The organism is Nocardia shimofusensis NBRC 100134 (assembly GCF_001613125.1).
Taxonomy (GTDB): Bacteria; Actinomycetota; Actinomycetes; order Mycobacteriales; family Mycobacteriaceae; genus Nocardia; species Nocardia shimofusensis.
This window is the reverse complement of sequence record NZ_BDBT01000041.1, coordinates 15,775-32,175: the sequence shown is the minus strand read 5'-3', so window position 1 is coordinate 32,175 and position 16,401 is coordinate 15,775. Positions and strand designations below refer to the sequence as shown.

The following is a 16,401-nucleotide window of genomic DNA, read 5'->3' as shown; positions in this document are numbered from 1 at the left end:
CCTGGCACGCCGGGTTCGGCCGACCGGCCTCCTGGGCGGGCGCGGCCGGCTCGGCGGGTGCGGGCTGCTGGGCGCCGAATTCGCGTCCGGGCGACAGCGGTCGCGCGGGCACGACGGGGTCGGGCATCGGCGCCGGAACAGCCGCTTCCAGGCAGGGGTCCACCGGGGCCGGTGGCGGGCAGAAGATGCCGCAGGGGATGGGCGGCAGGCCGGGGATGTGGATCATGGCCTGCTCGGGCGTGGCACCGGGGGTGAGCGTGGTGCCCGGCGGCAGTTCGGTGGGGTCCTTCGGCGCGGGTGTGGTCGTGGGCGCCTCGGTGTCGACCGCGGTCATGTCCGGGGACGGCGCGGCCAGGATCGGGGCCGAGCCCGGCGGGATGAGGTCCGGGGCGATCGTGACCTGCCTGGGCGCGCCGCCGGTGCGGTACGCGGCCGACCAGCTCAGCACGTCGGCGGCATAGGCCATCGAATTGTTGTAGCGCAGCACCGCGCGCAATTCCTGCTGCGGATCGGCGAGATCCAGCCCGCCGGAACACAGGTATTTGCCCGCGGCCAGCGCCGAGTCGAAGACATTGTGCGGATCGGCGACGCCGTCGCCGTTGCCGTCCGCGGAATACCGGCTCCACGTGGAGGGCAGGAACTGCATCGGGCCGATCGCCCGCACGTATCCACCGTCGGCTGCCTTGATGATCTCGTTGCCCGGCAGTGTCCCGTCCAGCGCCGGACCGAAGATCGGTGAGACCGTGGTGCCCGCGGCGTCGGTGCGGCCGCTGCTCGCGTGCGCGGATTCGATGCGTCCGATGCCTGCCAACAGGTTCCAGCGCAGTCCGCAGCCGGGCATCGCGGATTCCATCGCCAATTCGGCATTACGGTAGGCGGCCAGCACGATTTCCGGGATGCCGAGCACGCCGCCGGTGTTGGGAAGCGAGATCTCGCGCAGCGGAACCGCTCCGGCGAACGGCGGCAGGCCCGCGTCCGCCGTCGGATCCATTGCTCGAAGTTTGCGGGAAGTGTCCGGAGCGACCGGGAGAAGTCCGACCGTGGACGAGGATGTCGAGTCGGGATCCGCCGCCGTCCGATCGTGTGCGCCCGGATTCGCCGTGGCGGCGGCCAGCAGCGCCTCCCGCGTCGCGGGTGGTTCGTCCGAGGCGGGCTCGTGGGCCACCGAACCTGTGGCGACCAAACCGGCAACTACGAGGGCCGACATCGTTATCGGAGCAGAAACGCGCATTCGGCCACACCAATCCTCTACGTCGTGGGAGCGGCCCGGCACCACCACTTGCCCTGGGCGCGCTTCGGACAACGGACACCAGGCTACCCAGGAGTCAGTATGTTGTTGAGCATTTCCGATCAATCGTCGGTGCCGGGCGGGGTGTGCTGCATCTTCGCTGGAGCCCCGGCGCCCGCGCTCTTCTTCCTGAGCTTGCCGGATTTCGGCGGCCGCGCCTCGGTGTCCGCGCCGCCGCTCGCCGTCTCGATGCGTTCGAGGAGTTCGCGTACTTCGTCCAGTTCGCGCCGCAGATAGTCGCGGGTCGCGACATCGCCGACGGCCAGTCGCAGCGCCGCCAGTTCCCTGGCGAGGAACTCGGTGTCGGCCTTGGTCTGCGCCGCACGCAACCGGTCCTCCTCCAGCGACACCCGGTCGCGATTGTCCTGCCGGTTCTGCGCGAGCAGGATCAGCGGCGCCGCGTAGGCGGCCTGGGTGGAGAAGGCCAGGTTGAGCAGGATGAACGGGTAGGGGTCCCAGCGCAGCGACACCGCGAACACGTTGAGCAGGATCCAGATCACCACGATCACGGTCTGAATGGCCAGGTAGCGGCCGGTGCCGAGGAAGCGGGCCACTCGTTCGCTGCCGCGCGCGAGCGCGTCGGCGTCCCAACCGACCCGGTAGCGGGTCAGCATGGGGGTGTCCAGGCGCCGGCGGGACGCGGTCTTGTCGGTCACGGCGCGGCCACCCCTTCGCGTTGTTCGGTCTCGCGCCAGTCCTCGGGCAGCAGATGGTCGAGCACGTCGTCCACGCTGACCGCGCCGAGCAAGTGGTTCTCCCCGTCGACGACCGGTCCGCACACCAGGTTGTAGGTGGCGAGATAGCGGGTGACCGCGCCGAGTGTGGCGTCCGGGCGCAACGGCGCGAGGTCGGTGTCGACGATGCCGCCGACCAGATGCGCGGGCGGCTCGCGGAGAAGTTGCTGAGTGTGCACACAACCCAGATACCGGCCCGTCGGTGTCGCCGTCGGCGGGCGGACCACGAAGACGATCGAGGCGAGCGCGGGCGTCAGATCGGGATTGCGCACCCGCGCCAGCGCTTCGGCGACGGTCGTGGACGCGGTGACCGCGATCGGGCGCGGGGTCATCATGCCGCCCGCGGTGTCGGGGGAGTGCTGCAGCAGCCGCCGGACCGGTTCGGATTCTTCGGGGTCCATCAGCGCCAGCAGCGATTCGCGTTCCCCGGTGGGCAATTCGCCCAGCAGGTCGGCGGCGTCGTCGGGGTCCATCGCCTCGAGCAGGTCGGCGGCGCGACGCACCTCGAGGTGGCCGAGCAGGTCGACCTGGTCGTCGTCGGGCAGTTCCTGCACCACATCGGCGAGGCGTTCGTCGTCGAGCGCCTCGGCGACCTCGACGCGGCGCTTCTCCGGCAGTTCGCGCAACATGTGCGCCACATCGGCGGCGCGAAGGCCCTCGAACTGGCCGAGCAACCGGGTGACGTCCTGACCCGGCCTGCCGAGTTCGTAGGGAGTCAGGCCGGTGACCTGCTTCCAGTCCACCACGTGCACCTCGCGGCGCCGCCCGATCCGGCGATGACCGCGCACCGCCACCCGGGTGACGTGCCAGTCGCGGGTGCGGATCTGTTCGATGCCCAGGTCGATGACGAACACGTCGACGCCGGACAGGTCGGGCAGCTCCGGGTCGGCCACCCGCACCTTGGAATCGACGATCTGGGCCAGCGCCAGCATCTCGCCGGGACGCTGCTGGAACCGGCGCAGGCTGACGGTGCCGGTGTTCAGCGTGACCATGCCGGGCTCCATCGAGGTCACCCGCAGCATGGGCACGAAAATTCGCCGCCGGGTGGGCAATTCGACCACCAGGCCGTGGACCCGGGGATGCTGACGGTCGTAGCGGACGGCCACGACGACGTCGCGGATGCGGCCGATAGACTCACCGTCCGGTCCGAGCACCGCCAGGCCGGCCAGCCTGGCGATGTACACCCTGGTTGCTGCCATGCTTGCCAGGCTAGAGGTTCGCGGGCCACCGGTCGTCGCAACACAGGAGGCGCAATGAAGCCACGTCGCTCGGTTCTGGCGGTGCCAGGCAGCAATCCGAAGATGATCGAGAAGGCCAAGGGACTGCCCGTCGACGAGGTCTTCCTCGATCTCGAGGACGCCGTCGCGCCGGTGGCCAAGGCCGCGGCCAGGGCGAATATCGTAGCGGCGCTCAACGAGCCGGGCTGGGGGGCGCAGTTGCGGGTCGTGCGAGTCAACGACTGGACCACGCAATGGACCTACAGCGATGTGATCTCCGTCGTGGAGGGCGCGGGCGCGGCCATCGACGCCATCCTGCTGCCGAAAGTCACCGATGCCGGTCAGGTCCGGGCGCTGGATCTGCTGCTCACCCAGCTCGAACGCACCTGCGGGCTCGAGGTCGGCCGCATCGGCATCGAGCCGCAGCTGGAGAACGCGCTCGGCCTGCGCAATATCGACGAGATCGCCACCGCAAGCCCGCGCGTGCAGGCGCTGGTGTTCGGGCCCGCCGATTTCATGGCCAGTATCAATATGCGCACCCTGGTGGTCGGCGAGCAGCCACCGGGCTACGAGCCGGGCGACGCCTACCACCACATCCTGATGACCATCCTGCTCGCGGCCCGCGCGCACGGTCTGCAGGCGATCGACGGCCCCTACCTGCAGATCCGCGATCTCGACGGGTTCCGCCGGGCGGCCGCGCGCACCGCGGCACTCGGCTTCGACGGCAAATGGGTGCTGCACCCGACCCAGATCGAGGCGGCCAACGAGATCTTCAGCCCGCGTCAAGCCGACTACGACCGCGCGGAGGAGATCCTCGACGCCTACGCCCATTACACCTCCGGCGAGGGCGGCGCGCGAGGCGCGGTGATGCTCGGCGACGAGATGATCGACGAAGCCAGCGCCAAGATGGCCGTGGTCATCGCGGAGAAGGGGCGCGCGGCGGGAATGAACCGGACGACCTCGTTCACCCCGCCCGAGTGACGAGATCTCGGCCGGGCCCACCCAGGAAGTCGTAGCCGCCGGAGTGGTGAAATCGGACACTTGGGACACTACGGACACGATGTGCCCAGCGGAGCGGGACGCCGGGGACCCATAATGGTCCTATGACAAACCCACTCGGTAGCGCGAACAACGCCCGCTCGGGTCTGCCGACGCCGCCCTCGGGCTGGCCGGTGGGGTCCTATCCCACCTACGCCGAGGCACAGCGGGCCGTGGACTACCTGGCCGACAACCAGTTCCCCGTACAGAACGTCACCATCGTCGGCGTCGATCTGATGCAGGTCGAACGGGTTCTCTACCGGCTCACCTGGGGCAAGGTCATCGGTGGGGGCATCGTCTCCGGCGCCTGGCTCGGACTGTTCCTCGGTCTGCTGCTGAGCTTGTTCACCACCGGCAGCGCCTTCGGCCCGCTGGCCGTCGGCCTGATCGGCGGCGTCATCTTCGGCGTCATCTCGACCTCGATCCCGTACGCGGCCACCAAGGGGCAGCGCGACTTCGCCTCCAGCATGCAGCTGGTGGCCGGTCGCTACGACGTGCTGTGCGATCCGAAGACCGCCGAGCAGGCTCGCGACATGCTCGCGCGCCTGGCGATCTGAGCATGGACGTTCTGGACCGGGTCCGCACCGGGGTACTCGATCACTTCGGCGTGGACGCCTCCGGAGTGGATTCGGCGTCGGTGACCTTCCTCGGCCTCGAACCGATCGAGATCCTGCGCATCGCCGACGGCGACGTCGTGCACTACGCGACCCTGGGTGGCTCACGCCATCCGATGGGCGATCCCCACGATCTGGTCGCCGACCCGCTGCGCGGTCCCAGGGCGGAGCTGGTGCTCAGCATGCGCACGGGCACGGCTCTGCCCGGAGTGGCCAAGGCGCTGGGCGTGCTGGTCGCCAGCCCCGCGGTGGAAGGCGTGGTGTTGCAGGCCGACGCGCTCCTGGATCTGGGCGAACAGTTGTGGCAGGGCTCGTCGTTCACCGCGGTGCTGCTCGGCGAGAGCGAGATCGATCCGGTGACGCTGCCCGAGCCCGCCGAGCCGGTGCGCTATCTGGCGGTCACCCCGGTGACCGCGACCGAGGCGGCCTGGGTGCGGGTGCGCGGCGCGCAGGCGTTGCGCGACGCGTGGGCCGAGGCGGGCATCGACGTGCGTGACCCCGACCGCGGCGCGGCCTCGCTCTAGTCGCTCGCCGGTCACACCGCAGGTGCGGAACGGGGAACTCGCGCTGTAAGACTGGATGGGTGCGCATCGACTTGCATACCCACTCCACCGCCTCCGACGGCACCGACTCACCGGCCGAGCTGGTCGCGAACGCGGCCGCCGCCGGACTCGACGTCGTGGCCCTCACCGATCACGACACCACCTCGGGCTGGTCCGAGGCCGTCGACGCGCTCCCCGCCGGCCTGACTCTGGTGCGCGGGATGGAGATGTCGTGCGTGGGCCAGGGTGAGGACGGCTACCCGGTGTCGGTACACCTGCTGGCTTATCTCTTCGACCCGTCCAACCGTGCTTTCGCCGAGGAACGCGAGCGGTTGCGCGCGGAGCGGACCGATCGGCTGCGGGCGATGGCGGAGCTGATGGCCTACGACGGCCTGCCCATCGATCCCGACGAGGTGCTGGCTTCCGCGGGACCGTCGGCCGGGCGTCCGCATCTGGCCAGGGCGCTGGTCGCCGCCGGGGTGGTGCCCAGTGTGGACGCCGCGTTCCTGGAACTGCTCGCCCCGCACGGGCGCTACTACGCCGAGAAAGCCGACACCCCGCTGCGCCGGGCGGTGCGGATGATCGCCGAGGCGGGCGGGGTCAGCGTGCTCGCCCACACCAGGGCGCGCAAGCGCGGAAGGCTGCTGGCCGTGCAGGACATCAGCGAACTCGCCGCGCTCGGGCTGGGCGGCCTGGAGGTCGACCACCCCGACCACTCGCCCGCCGACCGGGCGCTGCTGACCGGGCTCGCCGCCGACCTCGATCTGTTCACCACCGGCTCCTCGGACTACCACGGCACCAACAAGACCATCGAACTCGGCGAATTCACCACCGGCCCCGAGCAATTCGAGCGGCTGGTGGCCGGCGCGACCGGGGTACCGGTGATCGCCTCGTGAGACCGGTGCGTGCGCTCAGCGGCACGGTCGCGGCCGGAACGGTGGTGCTCGCGCTGGTCGTGATCGGCGCGGCATTCATCGGCGCACGGCGCGGTTTTCCCGGTCCCGGCGGCGAATCGGTGCTCTGGCATATCGCGATCGCGGCCACAGTGATCGGCGCGCAACTTTTCTCGGACCGCAGCAGGGGAATGGCCGCGCTTGTCGGGTCGGCGGCTGTTTTCCTCGCTTCCGGGATATTGATTTGGACACAATGGTGGGGTTGAGCCCGGGATAATGGTTGCGGGCCGGTGAAATGTGGCCGAACATTTCGTTGTATGACCGAGATCGAGACGGATGTGCTGGTTCTCGGCGGGGGGCCCGCGGGAATCTGGGCAGCTCTCTCGGCCGCTGCCGACGGCGCCCGTGTCGTCGTGGCCGACAAGGGGCGCTGCGCCGGTGGGGGACCGGCCGTCGACGGAATCCGTCCGCTGTGGAACACCCCGTCCGGTCCGGCCCGCGAGGACGCGGTACGCCAAGCGCTGCGGCACAGCGGCGGGCTCGGCGACCCGCTCTGGATGCGCCGCGTTCTCGACGAGACACACGATCGCGCGCGGGACCTGGAGCGCTGGGGGTATCGCTTCCCGGTGTCGCGCCGGGCGGCCGCGCCCGCGGGTGCCCGCCTCGACGGTGCCCGCTACCTGCGGTTGCTGCGTCGCCGGTTGCGCCTGTCGGGCGTACTGATCCTCGATCACCATCCGGCGCTGCAGCTGCTGGTGGACGCCTCCGATGCGGTCGCGGGCGCCTGCGGGGTGTATCCGGGCGAGCGTTACCGCAGCTGGACCGTCCGGGCGGGCGCGGTGGTCATGGCGACCGGCGGCTGCGCGTTCCGGTCCGCCGCGGTGGGCACCGAGGCCGCCACCGGTGACGGCCTGCTGATGGCCGCCGAGGCGGGCGCGCGCCTGTCCGGCATGGAATTCGCGGGCGCCTACGGGATCGCCGTGGCGCACACCGCCGCCGGGCCGATCGACCGCTCGGCGCTCGCCCTGCATCCGGTCCTGCGCACCGCGCCGCTGTTCGACGAATCCGGCGCCGCACTGCCCGGGCACCGGTCCGCCGCCCTGGTAGCGCTCGCCGCGGGCAAGCGGGTGTTCGCCGAGCCGACCGGCCTGCTGAGCGCTACCAGGGAACGACTCACCCGCATCGGCCTGCTCGACGCCACCGGCCGGATACCGATCCGCGCCGTGCTGGAAGGCACGGTGCGCGGCAGCGGCGGAATCGCGCAGGCCGGGCCGGACTGCGCCGCCACCGTGCCCGGCCTCTACGTCGCGGGCGATGTGGCCGACCGTCAGGCGGTCTCCGGCGCCGCGGGCGGCGCGAGCGGCAGGCACGCCGCCTGGGCCATCGCCTCGGGCGTATGGGCAGGCCGTGGCGCCGCCGCGCGGGTGCGGGAACGCGGCGTGCCCGCGCGGGCCTTCCCGGTGCCCGGCGCGGGCCTGGCCGCCCGATCCATGGTCGATCCGCGGGCGGTGATCGGGTTGGTGCAGGAACACACCCTGCCGCTGCGGCGCAGCTACCTGCGCAGTGCGGGCAGCCTGCGCGACAGCATCGGCGAGCTGGATCTCATCTGGCCCGGCGCCCGCCTCGACCTGGGCGGGCGCGGCCCGGACCTGGTGCGCGCGCGGGAGGCGGCCGCCATGTTGGCGGTGGCCCGCTGGAGCGCCCACAGCGCGCTGGTCCGCGCGGAGAGCCGCGGCCTGCACCATCGGACCGATCACCCCGCGCTGTCCCCGCAGTGGCGCACCCGCCTGTTCGTCGAGGGGCTCGACGACATCCTGGTGGAGCGCGAACGCCCGGCTGCCGCGCCGTCGACCACCCGCTGGTCGCCCGCGGTCAGGCAGCCGGACAGGTCCGGCGTGGCCAGACCCGATCTCACCCCGGTCGACCCGGTCCCGATGTAACAGCTCACCGCGGGCCGCGCGCCGACGGCGAGTTTCCCCTAACCCGGAGGTAATTCCCGGGCCCTACGCTCGGGATATGGCCAGTCACCGGTTTCCGCGAGGCCGGTTTGGCATGTCGTCGGACCGGCTGGCAGAATGTTGCGGATTCCGTATCCTTGCCACCGCCGGGTCCGGAGACACGGTGACCCTCGCCGCCCGACGTACCGTCGCCCCGCGGGCCACCCCGATCATTCCGTCCGGACACACCCGTCCGGCTCCGCCCCGTGATCAGCACGGCGCCACATCCCGAATTTTCCCCGGCTGTTCCGGTACGGTCGCGACGACGAAATTCCGGCAGGCGCTCGCGATCCGCGGCACCGAGCACCAGAAATCAACTACCCGGCGGTAACCGTCCCCCGGTTGAGCCAGAACCGAGCAGGAGTGAAATCGTGTCATCTGTGACTGACGCACCGAATGCCACCGCGAGTTTGTCCGAAATCACCCAAGAAGAAATCTTCGCCGGACATCTCGGAGGCAAGCTCTCGGTCGAGCTCTCCTCACCGCTGGAGACCCAGCGGGACCTGTCCATCGCCTACACCCCGGGCGTCGCGCAGGTCAGCCGCGCGATCGCGCAGGACGAATCGCTGGCCAAGCGCTACACCTGGACCGACCGTCTGGTCGTCGTCGTCAGCGACGGCACCGCGGTGCTCGGTCTCGGCGACATCGGCCCGCGCGCCTCGCTGCCGGTGATGGAGGGCAAGGCGGCGCTGTTCAAGAAGTTCGCCGGTCTGGACTCGATCCCGCTCGTGCTCGACACCAAGGACGTCGACGAGATCGTCGAGACCCTGATCCGGCTGCGCCCGAGCTACGGCGCGATCAACCTGGAGGACATCTCCGCCCCGCGCTGCTTCGAGATCGAGAAGCGCGTCGTCGAGGCGCTGGACTGCCCGGTCATGCACGACGACCAGCACGGCACCGCCATCGTGGTGCTCGCCGCGCTCAACGGCGCGGCCCGGGTGCAGGGCCGCGGCATCGAGGGCCTGAAGGTCGTGGTGTCCGGTGCGGGCGCGGCCGGTGTCGCGTGCACCAACATCATGCTGGCCGCGGGCGTGGCCGATGTGACCGTGCTCGACTCCAAGGGCATCATCAGCGCCGATCGCGGCGACCTCAACCCCGTCAAGGCCGAGCTGGCCCAGCGCACCAACCCGCGCGGACTGGTCGGCGGCTCCGCCGAGGCGCTGGCGGGCGCGGATGTGTTCCTCGGCCTGTCGGCCGGCGTGATCCCCGAGGAGCTCATCGCCACGATGGCCCCCGAGTCGATCGTGTTCGCCATGTCCAACCCGGACCCGGAGATCCACCCCGACGTGGCGCGCAAGTACGCCTCGATCGTGGCGACCGGCCGCAGCGACTTCCCGAACCAGATCAACAACGTGCTGGCCTTCCCCGGCGTGTTCAAGGGCGCGCTGGACGCGGGCGCCCGCCGGATCACCGAGGGCATGAAGATCGCCGCCGCCAACGCCATCCTGAGCGTCGTCGCCGACGAACTCGGCCCGGAGAAGATCGTGCCCAGCCCGCTGGATCCGCGCGTCGCGCCGGCCGTGGCCGAGGCTGTCGCGGCCGCCGCGCATGCCGAAGGCGTTGTGTAACACCTGATCACGTAGTGCGCCGAGGCGCCTCGCTCCACTGGAGCGGGGCGCCTCGGCGTTTCTCGTGGGGCCGGGCCGCAGGGTGACCCGCCGACCGGCCGACGGTACATTTCAGCGGTGCCCGAACCGCTCTCAGCCCGCGGGCTGACCCCGACGTCGGCCGCGCCACCGACTTCGGCCGCGCCACCGACTTCGGCCGCGCCACCGACGTCGGCCGCGACACCGACTTCGCCCGCGACCTCGGCGCCGGCCATGACTTCGGCTCGAGCCGCGCTTCCGGCTTCGGCGCCCGCCGCGCCTGCGGCCACATCCGCATCCGAGCCTTCGGCCACATCCGCGCCTCCGCCTCCGACCGCGGTTCCAGCCGTGGCCCCGGCTCGGCCTCCGGTCGCGACTTCTGCTCCCACGCAGACTCCGGCACTGGCGGTGCGTGCGAATCCGGTGCGGCGGCGTTCCCGCGTGACCGCGTCGTCGAAGCGTCTGGCCCGTACCCGGGTCGGCGCTCTCGTGCTCGTCGCGCTCGCGGCGCTCGCGGTGTCGTGCGGCAGCGGCGATCAGGATCGGACATTCGTGGTGGGCGCGGGCGACAGCGCCGAGTCCCGGGTACTCGCCGAGATCTACGCGGGCGCCCTGGCGCGCACCGGCCTGCCGGTCCGGGTGCGGGCCGATCTCGGGCAGCGTCCTGATTATCTGGCCGCGCTGGACGAGGGGGCCGTCGACCTCGTCGGCGAACAGACCGGTGATCTGCTCGCCGCCCTGGATTCCGGCTCCACGGCCCGCACTCCCGACGAGGTCGTCACCGCCCTGTCGCGCGCCCTGCCCGCCGATCTCACCGTGGCCGACCCGGCTGACGGTGTCGACCTGCGCCCCCGGCTCGTCGTCGCCGCCGACCGCGCGGCCCGCGACGGCCTGACCACCGTCGCCGATCTCCTTCCGCGCTGCGCCGATACCGTGGCGGGCGTCGCCGCGCTGCCCGGTCTGCTGCGCGACTCCACCGACGTCGGCGTGACCGACGTCGTTGTGCACGAGTGCGCTTTCGCCGCGGTCGCTCCCGAATCCGGTCCGCTCGCGCTGCGCGAGTCCCTGCGTTCCGGCGCGCTCCAGGCCGGCCTGCTCACCGGCCCGCCGGAACTGGCCCCCGGCGCGACCGATGGCCTGACGGTGCTGGCCGACGAGGACTACGCAATCCGCGCCGAGAACATCGTCCCGCTCTTGCGCGCCGGTCTGCTCGACGAGGTGCGGATGCGCAAGCTCAACTACGTGGCGGGGGAGTTGACCACCAACGAGCTGATCGAGCTGATCCGTGCTGTCGAGGCCGGTGAGTCGGCGCCGGACCTGGCTCGACACTGGCTCGACGCGCATGGTCTCTGAAGCCGAGGTCCCATATCCGGCTGTGGCGGGTGGATTCGGGCTGTTACGAAACGGGGTCCGAGTTATCGACGCACTCGTCGCTGCTGAAGGTGCTCAGGTGGCACCAGAAGTACTGCGCTATGCCCAGCGGCCCCCAAATCAGCCAGGCGGGGTAGTCGATGATCGTCGCTAGCACCGCCGAGCCGACGAACGCATCTCCCTCGTAGCTGCCGGTGGTGTCGACGCTGCCGGTGGAGGCGTTGCCGGATCCGGTGGATGTAGACCCGGGAGGTGGGAAGGGGAAGCCGTAATCCGCTGTGGCGGTCCCGGCTCCCGCGAAGGCCGCGGCCGCGACGAGGGTGATCACGAGGGCGCGACGGACCGGAAGGAGCACTGAATGTCGTTTCACAGCGGTAACTTTCGCGACGGGCCGAGGTGGCGGCCGAGTGGGACCCGCCCAGTGTAGAAACTTTGGAAACGGCATGTTTCAGATTCTTGCCCCTATTTTCGGGGGCGCCGTGGCCGTCCTCTGTGTAGTCCGGGTACCGCCCCGATGGGCGCGAGTGTATAGTCCATCTGGAGTATTCCGTCTTGAATATATCGATCTCCCGTGGGGCGGGATCGGGCGAGAGAGAGAAGGATCGGCGATGGGAAAGGTGCGCGGCGCGCCGACCGCTCTGGCGATCGCGGTGCTCGGCTTGCTCGACGAGCGGCCCATGCATCCCTACGAGATGTTCCAGACGATGGTCGGCCGTGGGGAGGACCGACTGGTCAAAGTGCGGCCGGGCTCGCTCTACCACACGGTGGCCCGGCTGGCTGATCAAGGCTTGGTCTGCGCGGGCGGTGTGGACCGGGAAGGTAACCGGCCCGAACGCACCACCTACCGGATCACCGGAGAAGGGCGCGCCGTGCTGCGGTCCCGGATCGCGGAGATCCTGCGTTCGCCGTGCCCGGAATATCCGGAATTCCTCATGGGCCTCGCCGAGTCGCACTCGTTGCCCGCCGATCAGGTGGTCGGGCTGTTGCGCGAGCGGATCTCGCATCTGGACGCCGAACTCGCCGAACTCGACTCCATGATCGCCGCCGCCACGACGAGCGCCGGCGCCCGGCGCTACTGGATCGTCCTGCCCTATCAGCGTGAAACCCTGCGCGCACAGCGTGATTGGCTCGCCGCAATGGTCGATGAACTCGCCGAGGGCGCGCTGGAGTGGGAGGAGTTCGAGCCGGAAACGGGCGAACGCACCGCCTGATCCACTGCGCCTCAGACCTTCACGCCCTCAGATACTTTCCGTCATCGCAGTTAGGAAACGTCCCGTGTCCGAAAGCCGTAATCCGTGGCTCGCGCTGTCGGCGCTGGTCGTCGGCTTCTTCATGATCCTGCTCGACATGACCATCGTCGCGGTAGCCAATCCGGCGATCATGGTCGACCTCGGCGCCGATATCAACGAAGTCATCTGGGTGACCAGCGCCTACCTGCTCGCCTACGCGGTGCCGCTGCTGGTCACCGGCAGGCTCGGTGACCGCTACGGTCCCAAGCGGATCTACCTGCTCGGCCTCACGGTGTTCGCCGCCGCGTCGCTGTGGTGCGGTCTTTCGGGCACCGTCGAGATGCTGATCGTCGCCCGCGCCGTGCAGGGCCTCGGTGCGGCGCTGATGACGCCGCAGACCATGGCGGTGATCACCCGCACCTTCCCGCCGGACAAACGCGGCGCCGCGATGGGCCTGTGGGGCGGCGTGGCCGGTCTGGCGACGCTGGTCGGTCCACTGCTCGGCGGCGTCCTGGTCGACACGCTGAGCTGGGAATGGGTCTTCATCGTCAACCTGCCGGTCGGCATCGTCGCCTTCGCGCTGGCGGTGTGGCTGGTGCCCGCGCTGCCGACGAACGAGCACAAGTTCGACATCCCGGGCGTGCTGCTCAGCGGTCTGGGCATGTTCCTGCTGGTCTTCGGCATCCAGGAGGGCAGCGCCTACGACTGGTCGCCGCGGATCTGGCTGCTGATCGGCGCGGGCGTGGCGGTCCTCGGCCTGTTCGTGGTCAACCAGTCGCGCAACACCGGGGAACCGCTGGTGCCGCTGGAACTGTTCAAGGACCGCAATTTCGCGTTGGCGAACGTGGCGATCGCCGCGATGGGCGCCGCGGTCACCTCGGTGATGGTGCCGGTCTACTTCTATCTGCAGTCGGTGCGGGACATGTCGCCCACCGCCTCCGCGCTGGTGCTCGCCCCGATGGCGATCGTCACCGGGTTCACCGCCCCGTTCATCGGCCGCTTCTCCGACCGGCTCCCGCCGCGCGTGATGCCGACCGTCGGGTTCCTGGTCTTCGCCCTGATGATCTTCTGGTGGTCGGCGGTGATGACCCCGGAGTCGCATCTGGTGTGGTTCCTGATCGCCGCGGGCATCGCCGGTCTGGCCAATGCCTGCATCTGGGGACCGCTGGCCTCCACCGCCACCCACAATCTGCCGGTCCGGCAGGCGGGTGCGGGCTCGGGCATCTACAACACCACCCGGCAGGTCGGTTCGGTGCTCGGCACGGCCGCGATCAGCGCGCTCATCGCCTCGCGACTGGCCGCGCACGGGCTCGGCGACGGTGGGCCGGTGGGCGAGGGGCTCGGTCAGCAGGCCGCGCTTCCGCCGCAACTGCTCGACGGGTTCAGTTCCTCGCTCGCCCAGTCGATCATCCTGCCCGGTGCGATTCTGTTGATCGGTGTGGTGGCCTCGGCGCTGTTCGTCGGCCATCCCGCGCGCAAGGTCGAGGTGGAATCGGCCGGCGCGGATTCGGTGTCGGCCTAGAAGGCGTTCGCGGCGTCCGTCATGCGCTTGTCCGGACGCCGCGAGTTCCCGTCGCCTCTACGCGCGCCGCCGCGCCTGCCGTTGTCCGCTCACTCGACCCGGAGCGACACGCTCGGATAGCCCGTCGCGCCGTCGGGCACCGACCCCGCGAATTCGCTCGTCTGGGTCTCGCCGGTCCCGTCGGTGGCCCGGGCGCGCAGGGTGTGCGGGCCGGGTGTGGCCTCCCAGTCGAAGACCCACTGCCTCCAGGTGTCGATGGACTGCTCGGTGGACAGCCGCGCCTGCTCCCACGGGCCGTCGTCGACCTGGACTTCCACCGCGCTGATGCCCCGATGCTGCGCCCAGGCCACCCCGGCCACCGGGATGCGTCCGGCCGACAGTTTCGCTTTCCACCCCGGCGTATCGATCCGGGTGCCGGTCTTGATCGGGCCGCGCTCCGACCAGCCGCGCCGTGTCCAATAGGCGGTGGCCCGATCGAAGCGGGTGATCTCGAGGTCGGTCACCCATTTCGTCGCCGACACATAGCCGTAGAGGCCGGGCACCACCAGCCGGGCCGGATAGCCGTGGTCGATCGGCAGCGGCTCGCCGTTCATCCCCACGGCGAGCATGGCGTCGCGCCCATCGGTGAGCACCGCCAGCGGACTGCCCGCCGTCCAGCCGTCCTTGCTGCGCGAGAGCACCATATCCGCCTCGGGCAGCGGGCCCGCCTCGGCGAGCAGCTCGTCGAGCCGGTAGCCGCGCCACAGCGCGTTGCCGATCAGGTCGCCGCCCACCGGATTGGACACGCACGCCAGCGTGATCAGCCGCTCGATCGCCGTGCGCTCGGCCAGCTCTTCCCATCCGATGCGAATCTCCCGCTCCACCATGCCGTGGATCCGCAGCGACCAGTCCTCGACGGACACCTGCGGCACGATCAACGCCGTGTCGATCCGGTAGAAATCGGCGTTGGACGTCACGAACGGCGACAACCCCGGTACCTCCAGATCGGCTCCCGGCGCGAGCGAGATCGGCGGCCCGCTCGTCTCCGGCAACCGGATCGCCGCCCGCTCGGGGCCCACCCCGGCCCGCCAGCCGCCCAGCCGGTGGCCCGCCAGCCCGGCCGCGACCGCGGCGCCACCGGCAATCGCCATGCCGCGCAACAGTTCTCGCCGGATCGATCCGCCCGGCGCGAGCACCCCGTCCTCCTCCGCCCCGGACCCGCCGGCCGTGCCCGTACCCCTGTCCGCGCCTGCGCTCGAGCTCGTGCTCGTGCCCAAGCCCGAACCTGTGCCTGGGGCGGGGCCGTTGCCGGCGGTCCGGGGGCCGCCACGGAGGACGGAGTCGGATGGATCGGCACCGATGACCGTGCCACCGACAGCCGTGCCACCGACAGCCGCGCTGCCGACCTCCGGCGCAGGAGAATTCACCCGCGTGGCATCGTCGATGCGCCGGGTGAGGCTGCGCAGCGCCCAGATTCCGGCCGCCGTGCCGAGCAGTGTCGCGAACGCGCCGGGCGCGCCGTGCCGACCGACGGCGAGCAGCGTTGCCGCCACCGCGAACACGGCGAACAGCGCGGTCCCGATGGCGCGATGCGTGCGTTCCAGCGCGCCGGCGAGCCCGGCCACGGCGAGGGCCACCAGCGCCATGCATACGAACAGCACGGCCTTGTCGGCCGTGCCGAAGGTCTGGATCGCCCACTCGCGCAGACCTTCCGGCGTGTGGTCGACCACCGCCGCGCCGAGTACGTACGGCGGAGAACTGCCGGGCCGGACGACGGCCGCGACGAGTTCGGCGATGCCGAGGACGACGATCGCGCTCACCAGTCCGGCCGCGACCCGCCATCGCACCAGCGCCATGCCGCGAGCCTACTGCCGGATCGCCGATCCGGCCGCCGCGTGAACGGTCGAGGCCTGCGACCGGCCGAGCGCCGGACAACCGAACGAGCACGGTGCCGGTCGGGGGAAGGGTGTTCAGTCGAGAACGGCGGTCGCCTCGATCTCGACCAGATACGCCGGATCGGCCAACGCGGCGACACCGATCAAGGTGCCGGGTGGAACGGGCGCCACCCCGAACTTCGCGGCGGCGCGGGCGATGCCCTCGGCGAACTGCGCCATCTTGTCCGGCGTCCAATCGACCACGTAGACGGTCACCTTCGCCAGATCGGCGATGCCCGCGCCCGCCGCGGCCAGCGCGGTGGCGACATTGAGATAGCTCTGCTCGACCTGCGCCGCCAGATCGCCCGCCCCGACGGTGGCGCCCTCGGCGTCGACCGAGACCTGCCCGGCGACGAAGATCAGCTTCGACCCGGTCGCGACCGACACCTGACGATAGGCGTCGACCTTCGGCAGGGCGTCGGGGTTCACCAGTGTGATGGACATTCTTCTCGCACTC

Annotated in this window: 16 protein-coding genes; 10 read left to right on the top strand and 6 right to left on the bottom strand. The window is 70.7% G+C overall.

Going from position 1 to position 16,401, the window contains the following annotated elements:
- From NS3_RS26570 to NS3_RS26560, 3 genes are all read right to left on the bottom strand, one after another.
- Window positions 1-991: lytic transglycosylase domain-containing protein (locus NS3_RS26570; RefSeq protein WP_245649828.1), on the bottom strand; the 991-nt coding region annotated here is incomplete at its 3' end.
- A 359-nt stretch (window positions 992-1,350) separates the two neighbouring features.
- Window positions 1,351-1,944, bottom strand: coding sequence for a DUF1003 domain-containing protein (locus NS3_RS26565; protein WP_067865285.1), 594 nt, complete (start codon window positions 1,942-1,944; stop codon window positions 1,351-1,353).
- On the bottom strand, window positions 1,941-3,221 hold the full coding sequence (locus tag NS3_RS26560) for a magnesium transporter MgtE N-terminal domain-containing protein (RefSeq protein WP_067865283.1): 1,281 nt from the start codon (window positions 3,219-3,221) through the stop codon (window positions 1,941-1,943). The genes NS3_RS26565 and NS3_RS26560 overlap by 4 nt, the downstream gene beginning before the upstream one ends.
- 54 nt (window positions 3,222-3,275) lie before the next feature.
- Between NS3_RS26560 and NS3_RS26555 the strand changes: the two genes are divergently transcribed.
- From NS3_RS26555 to NS3_RS26520, 8 genes are all read left to right on the top strand, one after another.
- Window positions 3,276-4,220, top strand: coding sequence for an HpcH/HpaI aldolase/citrate lyase family protein (locus tag NS3_RS26555; RefSeq protein WP_067865282.1), 945 nt, complete (start codon window positions 3,276-3,278; stop codon window positions 4,218-4,220).
- 122 nt (window positions 4,221-4,342) lie between these two features.
- A complete protein-coding gene (locus NS3_RS26550; protein WP_067865281.1) occupies window positions 4,343-4,834 on the top strand; it encodes a YflT domain-containing protein in 492 nt (163 codons plus the stop codon).
- A gap of 2 nt (window positions 4,835-4,836) precedes the next feature.
- Window positions 4,837-5,415, top strand: coding sequence for a suppressor of fused domain protein (locus NS3_RS26545; protein WP_084495958.1), 579 nt, complete (start codon window positions 4,837-4,839; stop codon window positions 5,413-5,415).
- Window positions 5,416-5,474: 59 nt separating this feature from the next.
- Entirely contained in the window at window positions 5,475-6,329 is an 855-nt protein-coding gene (locus NS3_RS26540; RefSeq protein ID WP_067865278.1) for a PHP domain-containing protein, read from the top strand.
- A gap of 5 nt (window positions 6,330-6,334) precedes the next feature.
- On the top strand, window positions 6,335-6,592 hold the full coding sequence (locus NS3_RS26535) for a hypothetical protein (protein WP_245649827.1): 258 nt from the start codon (window positions 6,335-6,337) through the stop codon (window positions 6,590-6,592).
- Window positions 6,593-6,643: 51 nt separating this feature from the next.
- Entirely contained in the window at window positions 6,644-8,266 is a 1,623-nt protein-coding gene (locus tag NS3_RS30390) for an FAD-dependent oxidoreductase (RefSeq protein WP_067865272.1), read from the top strand.
- 428 nt (window positions 8,267-8,694) lie between these two features.
- Window positions 8,695-9,891: an NAD(P)-dependent malic enzyme gene (locus tag NS3_RS26525; protein WP_067865269.1), complete on the top strand. Its 1,197-nt coding sequence runs from the start codon at window positions 8,695-8,697 to the stop codon at window positions 9,889-9,891.
- A 459-nt stretch (window positions 9,892-10,350) separates the two neighbouring features.
- Complete coding sequence (locus tag NS3_RS26520) at window positions 10,351-11,262, top strand: glycine betaine ABC transporter substrate-binding protein (protein WP_067865266.1); 912 nt, start codon at window positions 10,351-10,353, stop codon at window positions 11,260-11,262.
- A gap of 43 nt (window positions 11,263-11,305) precedes the next feature.
- On the opposite strand, the gene NS3_RS26515 is transcribed toward NS3_RS26520, so the two are convergent.
- Window positions 11,306-11,608, bottom strand: a complete 303-nt coding sequence (locus NS3_RS26515; protein WP_067865263.1) for a hypothetical protein — start codon at window positions 11,606-11,608, stop codon at window positions 11,306-11,308.
- A gap of 280 nt (window positions 11,609-11,888) precedes the next feature.
- Here NS3_RS26515 and NS3_RS26510 point away from each other — a divergent pair, with 280 nt between their 5' ends.
- On the top strand, window positions 11,889-12,491 hold the full coding sequence (locus tag NS3_RS26510; RefSeq protein WP_067865259.1) for a PadR family transcriptional regulator: 603 nt from the start codon (window positions 11,889-11,891) through the stop codon (window positions 12,489-12,491).
- Between the two features lie 64 nt (window positions 12,492-12,555).
- Window positions 12,556-14,031: a DHA2 family efflux MFS transporter permease subunit gene (locus NS3_RS26505; protein WP_067865257.1), complete on the top strand. Its 1,476-nt coding sequence runs from the start codon at window positions 12,556-12,558 to the stop codon at window positions 14,029-14,031.
- A gap of 89 nt (window positions 14,032-14,120) precedes the next feature.
- Here NS3_RS26505 and NS3_RS26500 read toward each other — a convergent pair whose 3' ends face one another.
- Window positions 14,121-15,866: a molybdopterin-dependent oxidoreductase gene (locus tag NS3_RS26500; protein ID WP_067865253.1), complete on the bottom strand. Its 1,746-nt coding sequence runs from the start codon at window positions 15,864-15,866 to the stop codon at window positions 14,121-14,123.
- Window positions 15,867-15,980: 114 nt separating this feature from the next.
- Window positions 15,981-16,388 carry a RidA family protein gene (locus NS3_RS26495; RefSeq protein ID WP_067865250.1) on the bottom strand — a complete coding sequence of 136 codons (408 nt, stop codon included), beginning with the start codon at window positions 16,386-16,388 and terminating at the stop codon, window positions 15,981-15,983.
- Between the last annotated feature and the right edge of the window lie 13 nt (window positions 16,389-16,401).

Coding starts and splice junctions, on each gene's coding strand:
- NS3_RS30390 (WP_067865272.1), top strand. CDS start 6,644: ATGACCGAGATCGAGACGGATGTGCTGGTTCTCGGCGGGGGGCCCGCG.
- NS3_RS26560 (WP_067865283.1), bottom strand. CDS start 3,221: ATGGCAGCAACCAGGGTGTACATCGCCAGGCTGGCCGGCCTGGCGGTG.
- NS3_RS26545 (WP_084495958.1), top strand. CDS start 4,837: ATGGACGTTCTGGACCGGGTCCGCACCGGGGTACTCGATCACTTCGGC.
- NS3_RS26555 (WP_067865282.1), top strand. CDS start 3,276: ATGAAGCCACGTCGCTCGGTTCTGGCGGTGCCAGGCAGCAATCCGAAG.
- NS3_RS26495 (WP_067865250.1), bottom strand. CDS start 16,388: ATGTCCATCACACTGGTGAACCCCGACGCCCTGCCGAAGGTCGACGCC.
- NS3_RS26510 (WP_067865259.1), top strand. CDS start 11,889: ATGGGAAAGGTGCGCGGCGCGCCGACCGCTCTGGCGATCGCGGTGCTC.
- NS3_RS26550 (WP_067865281.1), top strand. CDS start 4,343: ATGACAAACCCACTCGGTAGCGCGAACAACGCCCGCTCGGGTCTGCCG.
- NS3_RS26500 (WP_067865253.1), bottom strand. CDS start 15,866: ATGGCGCTGGTGCGATGGCGGGTCGCGGCCGGACTGGTGAGCGCGATC.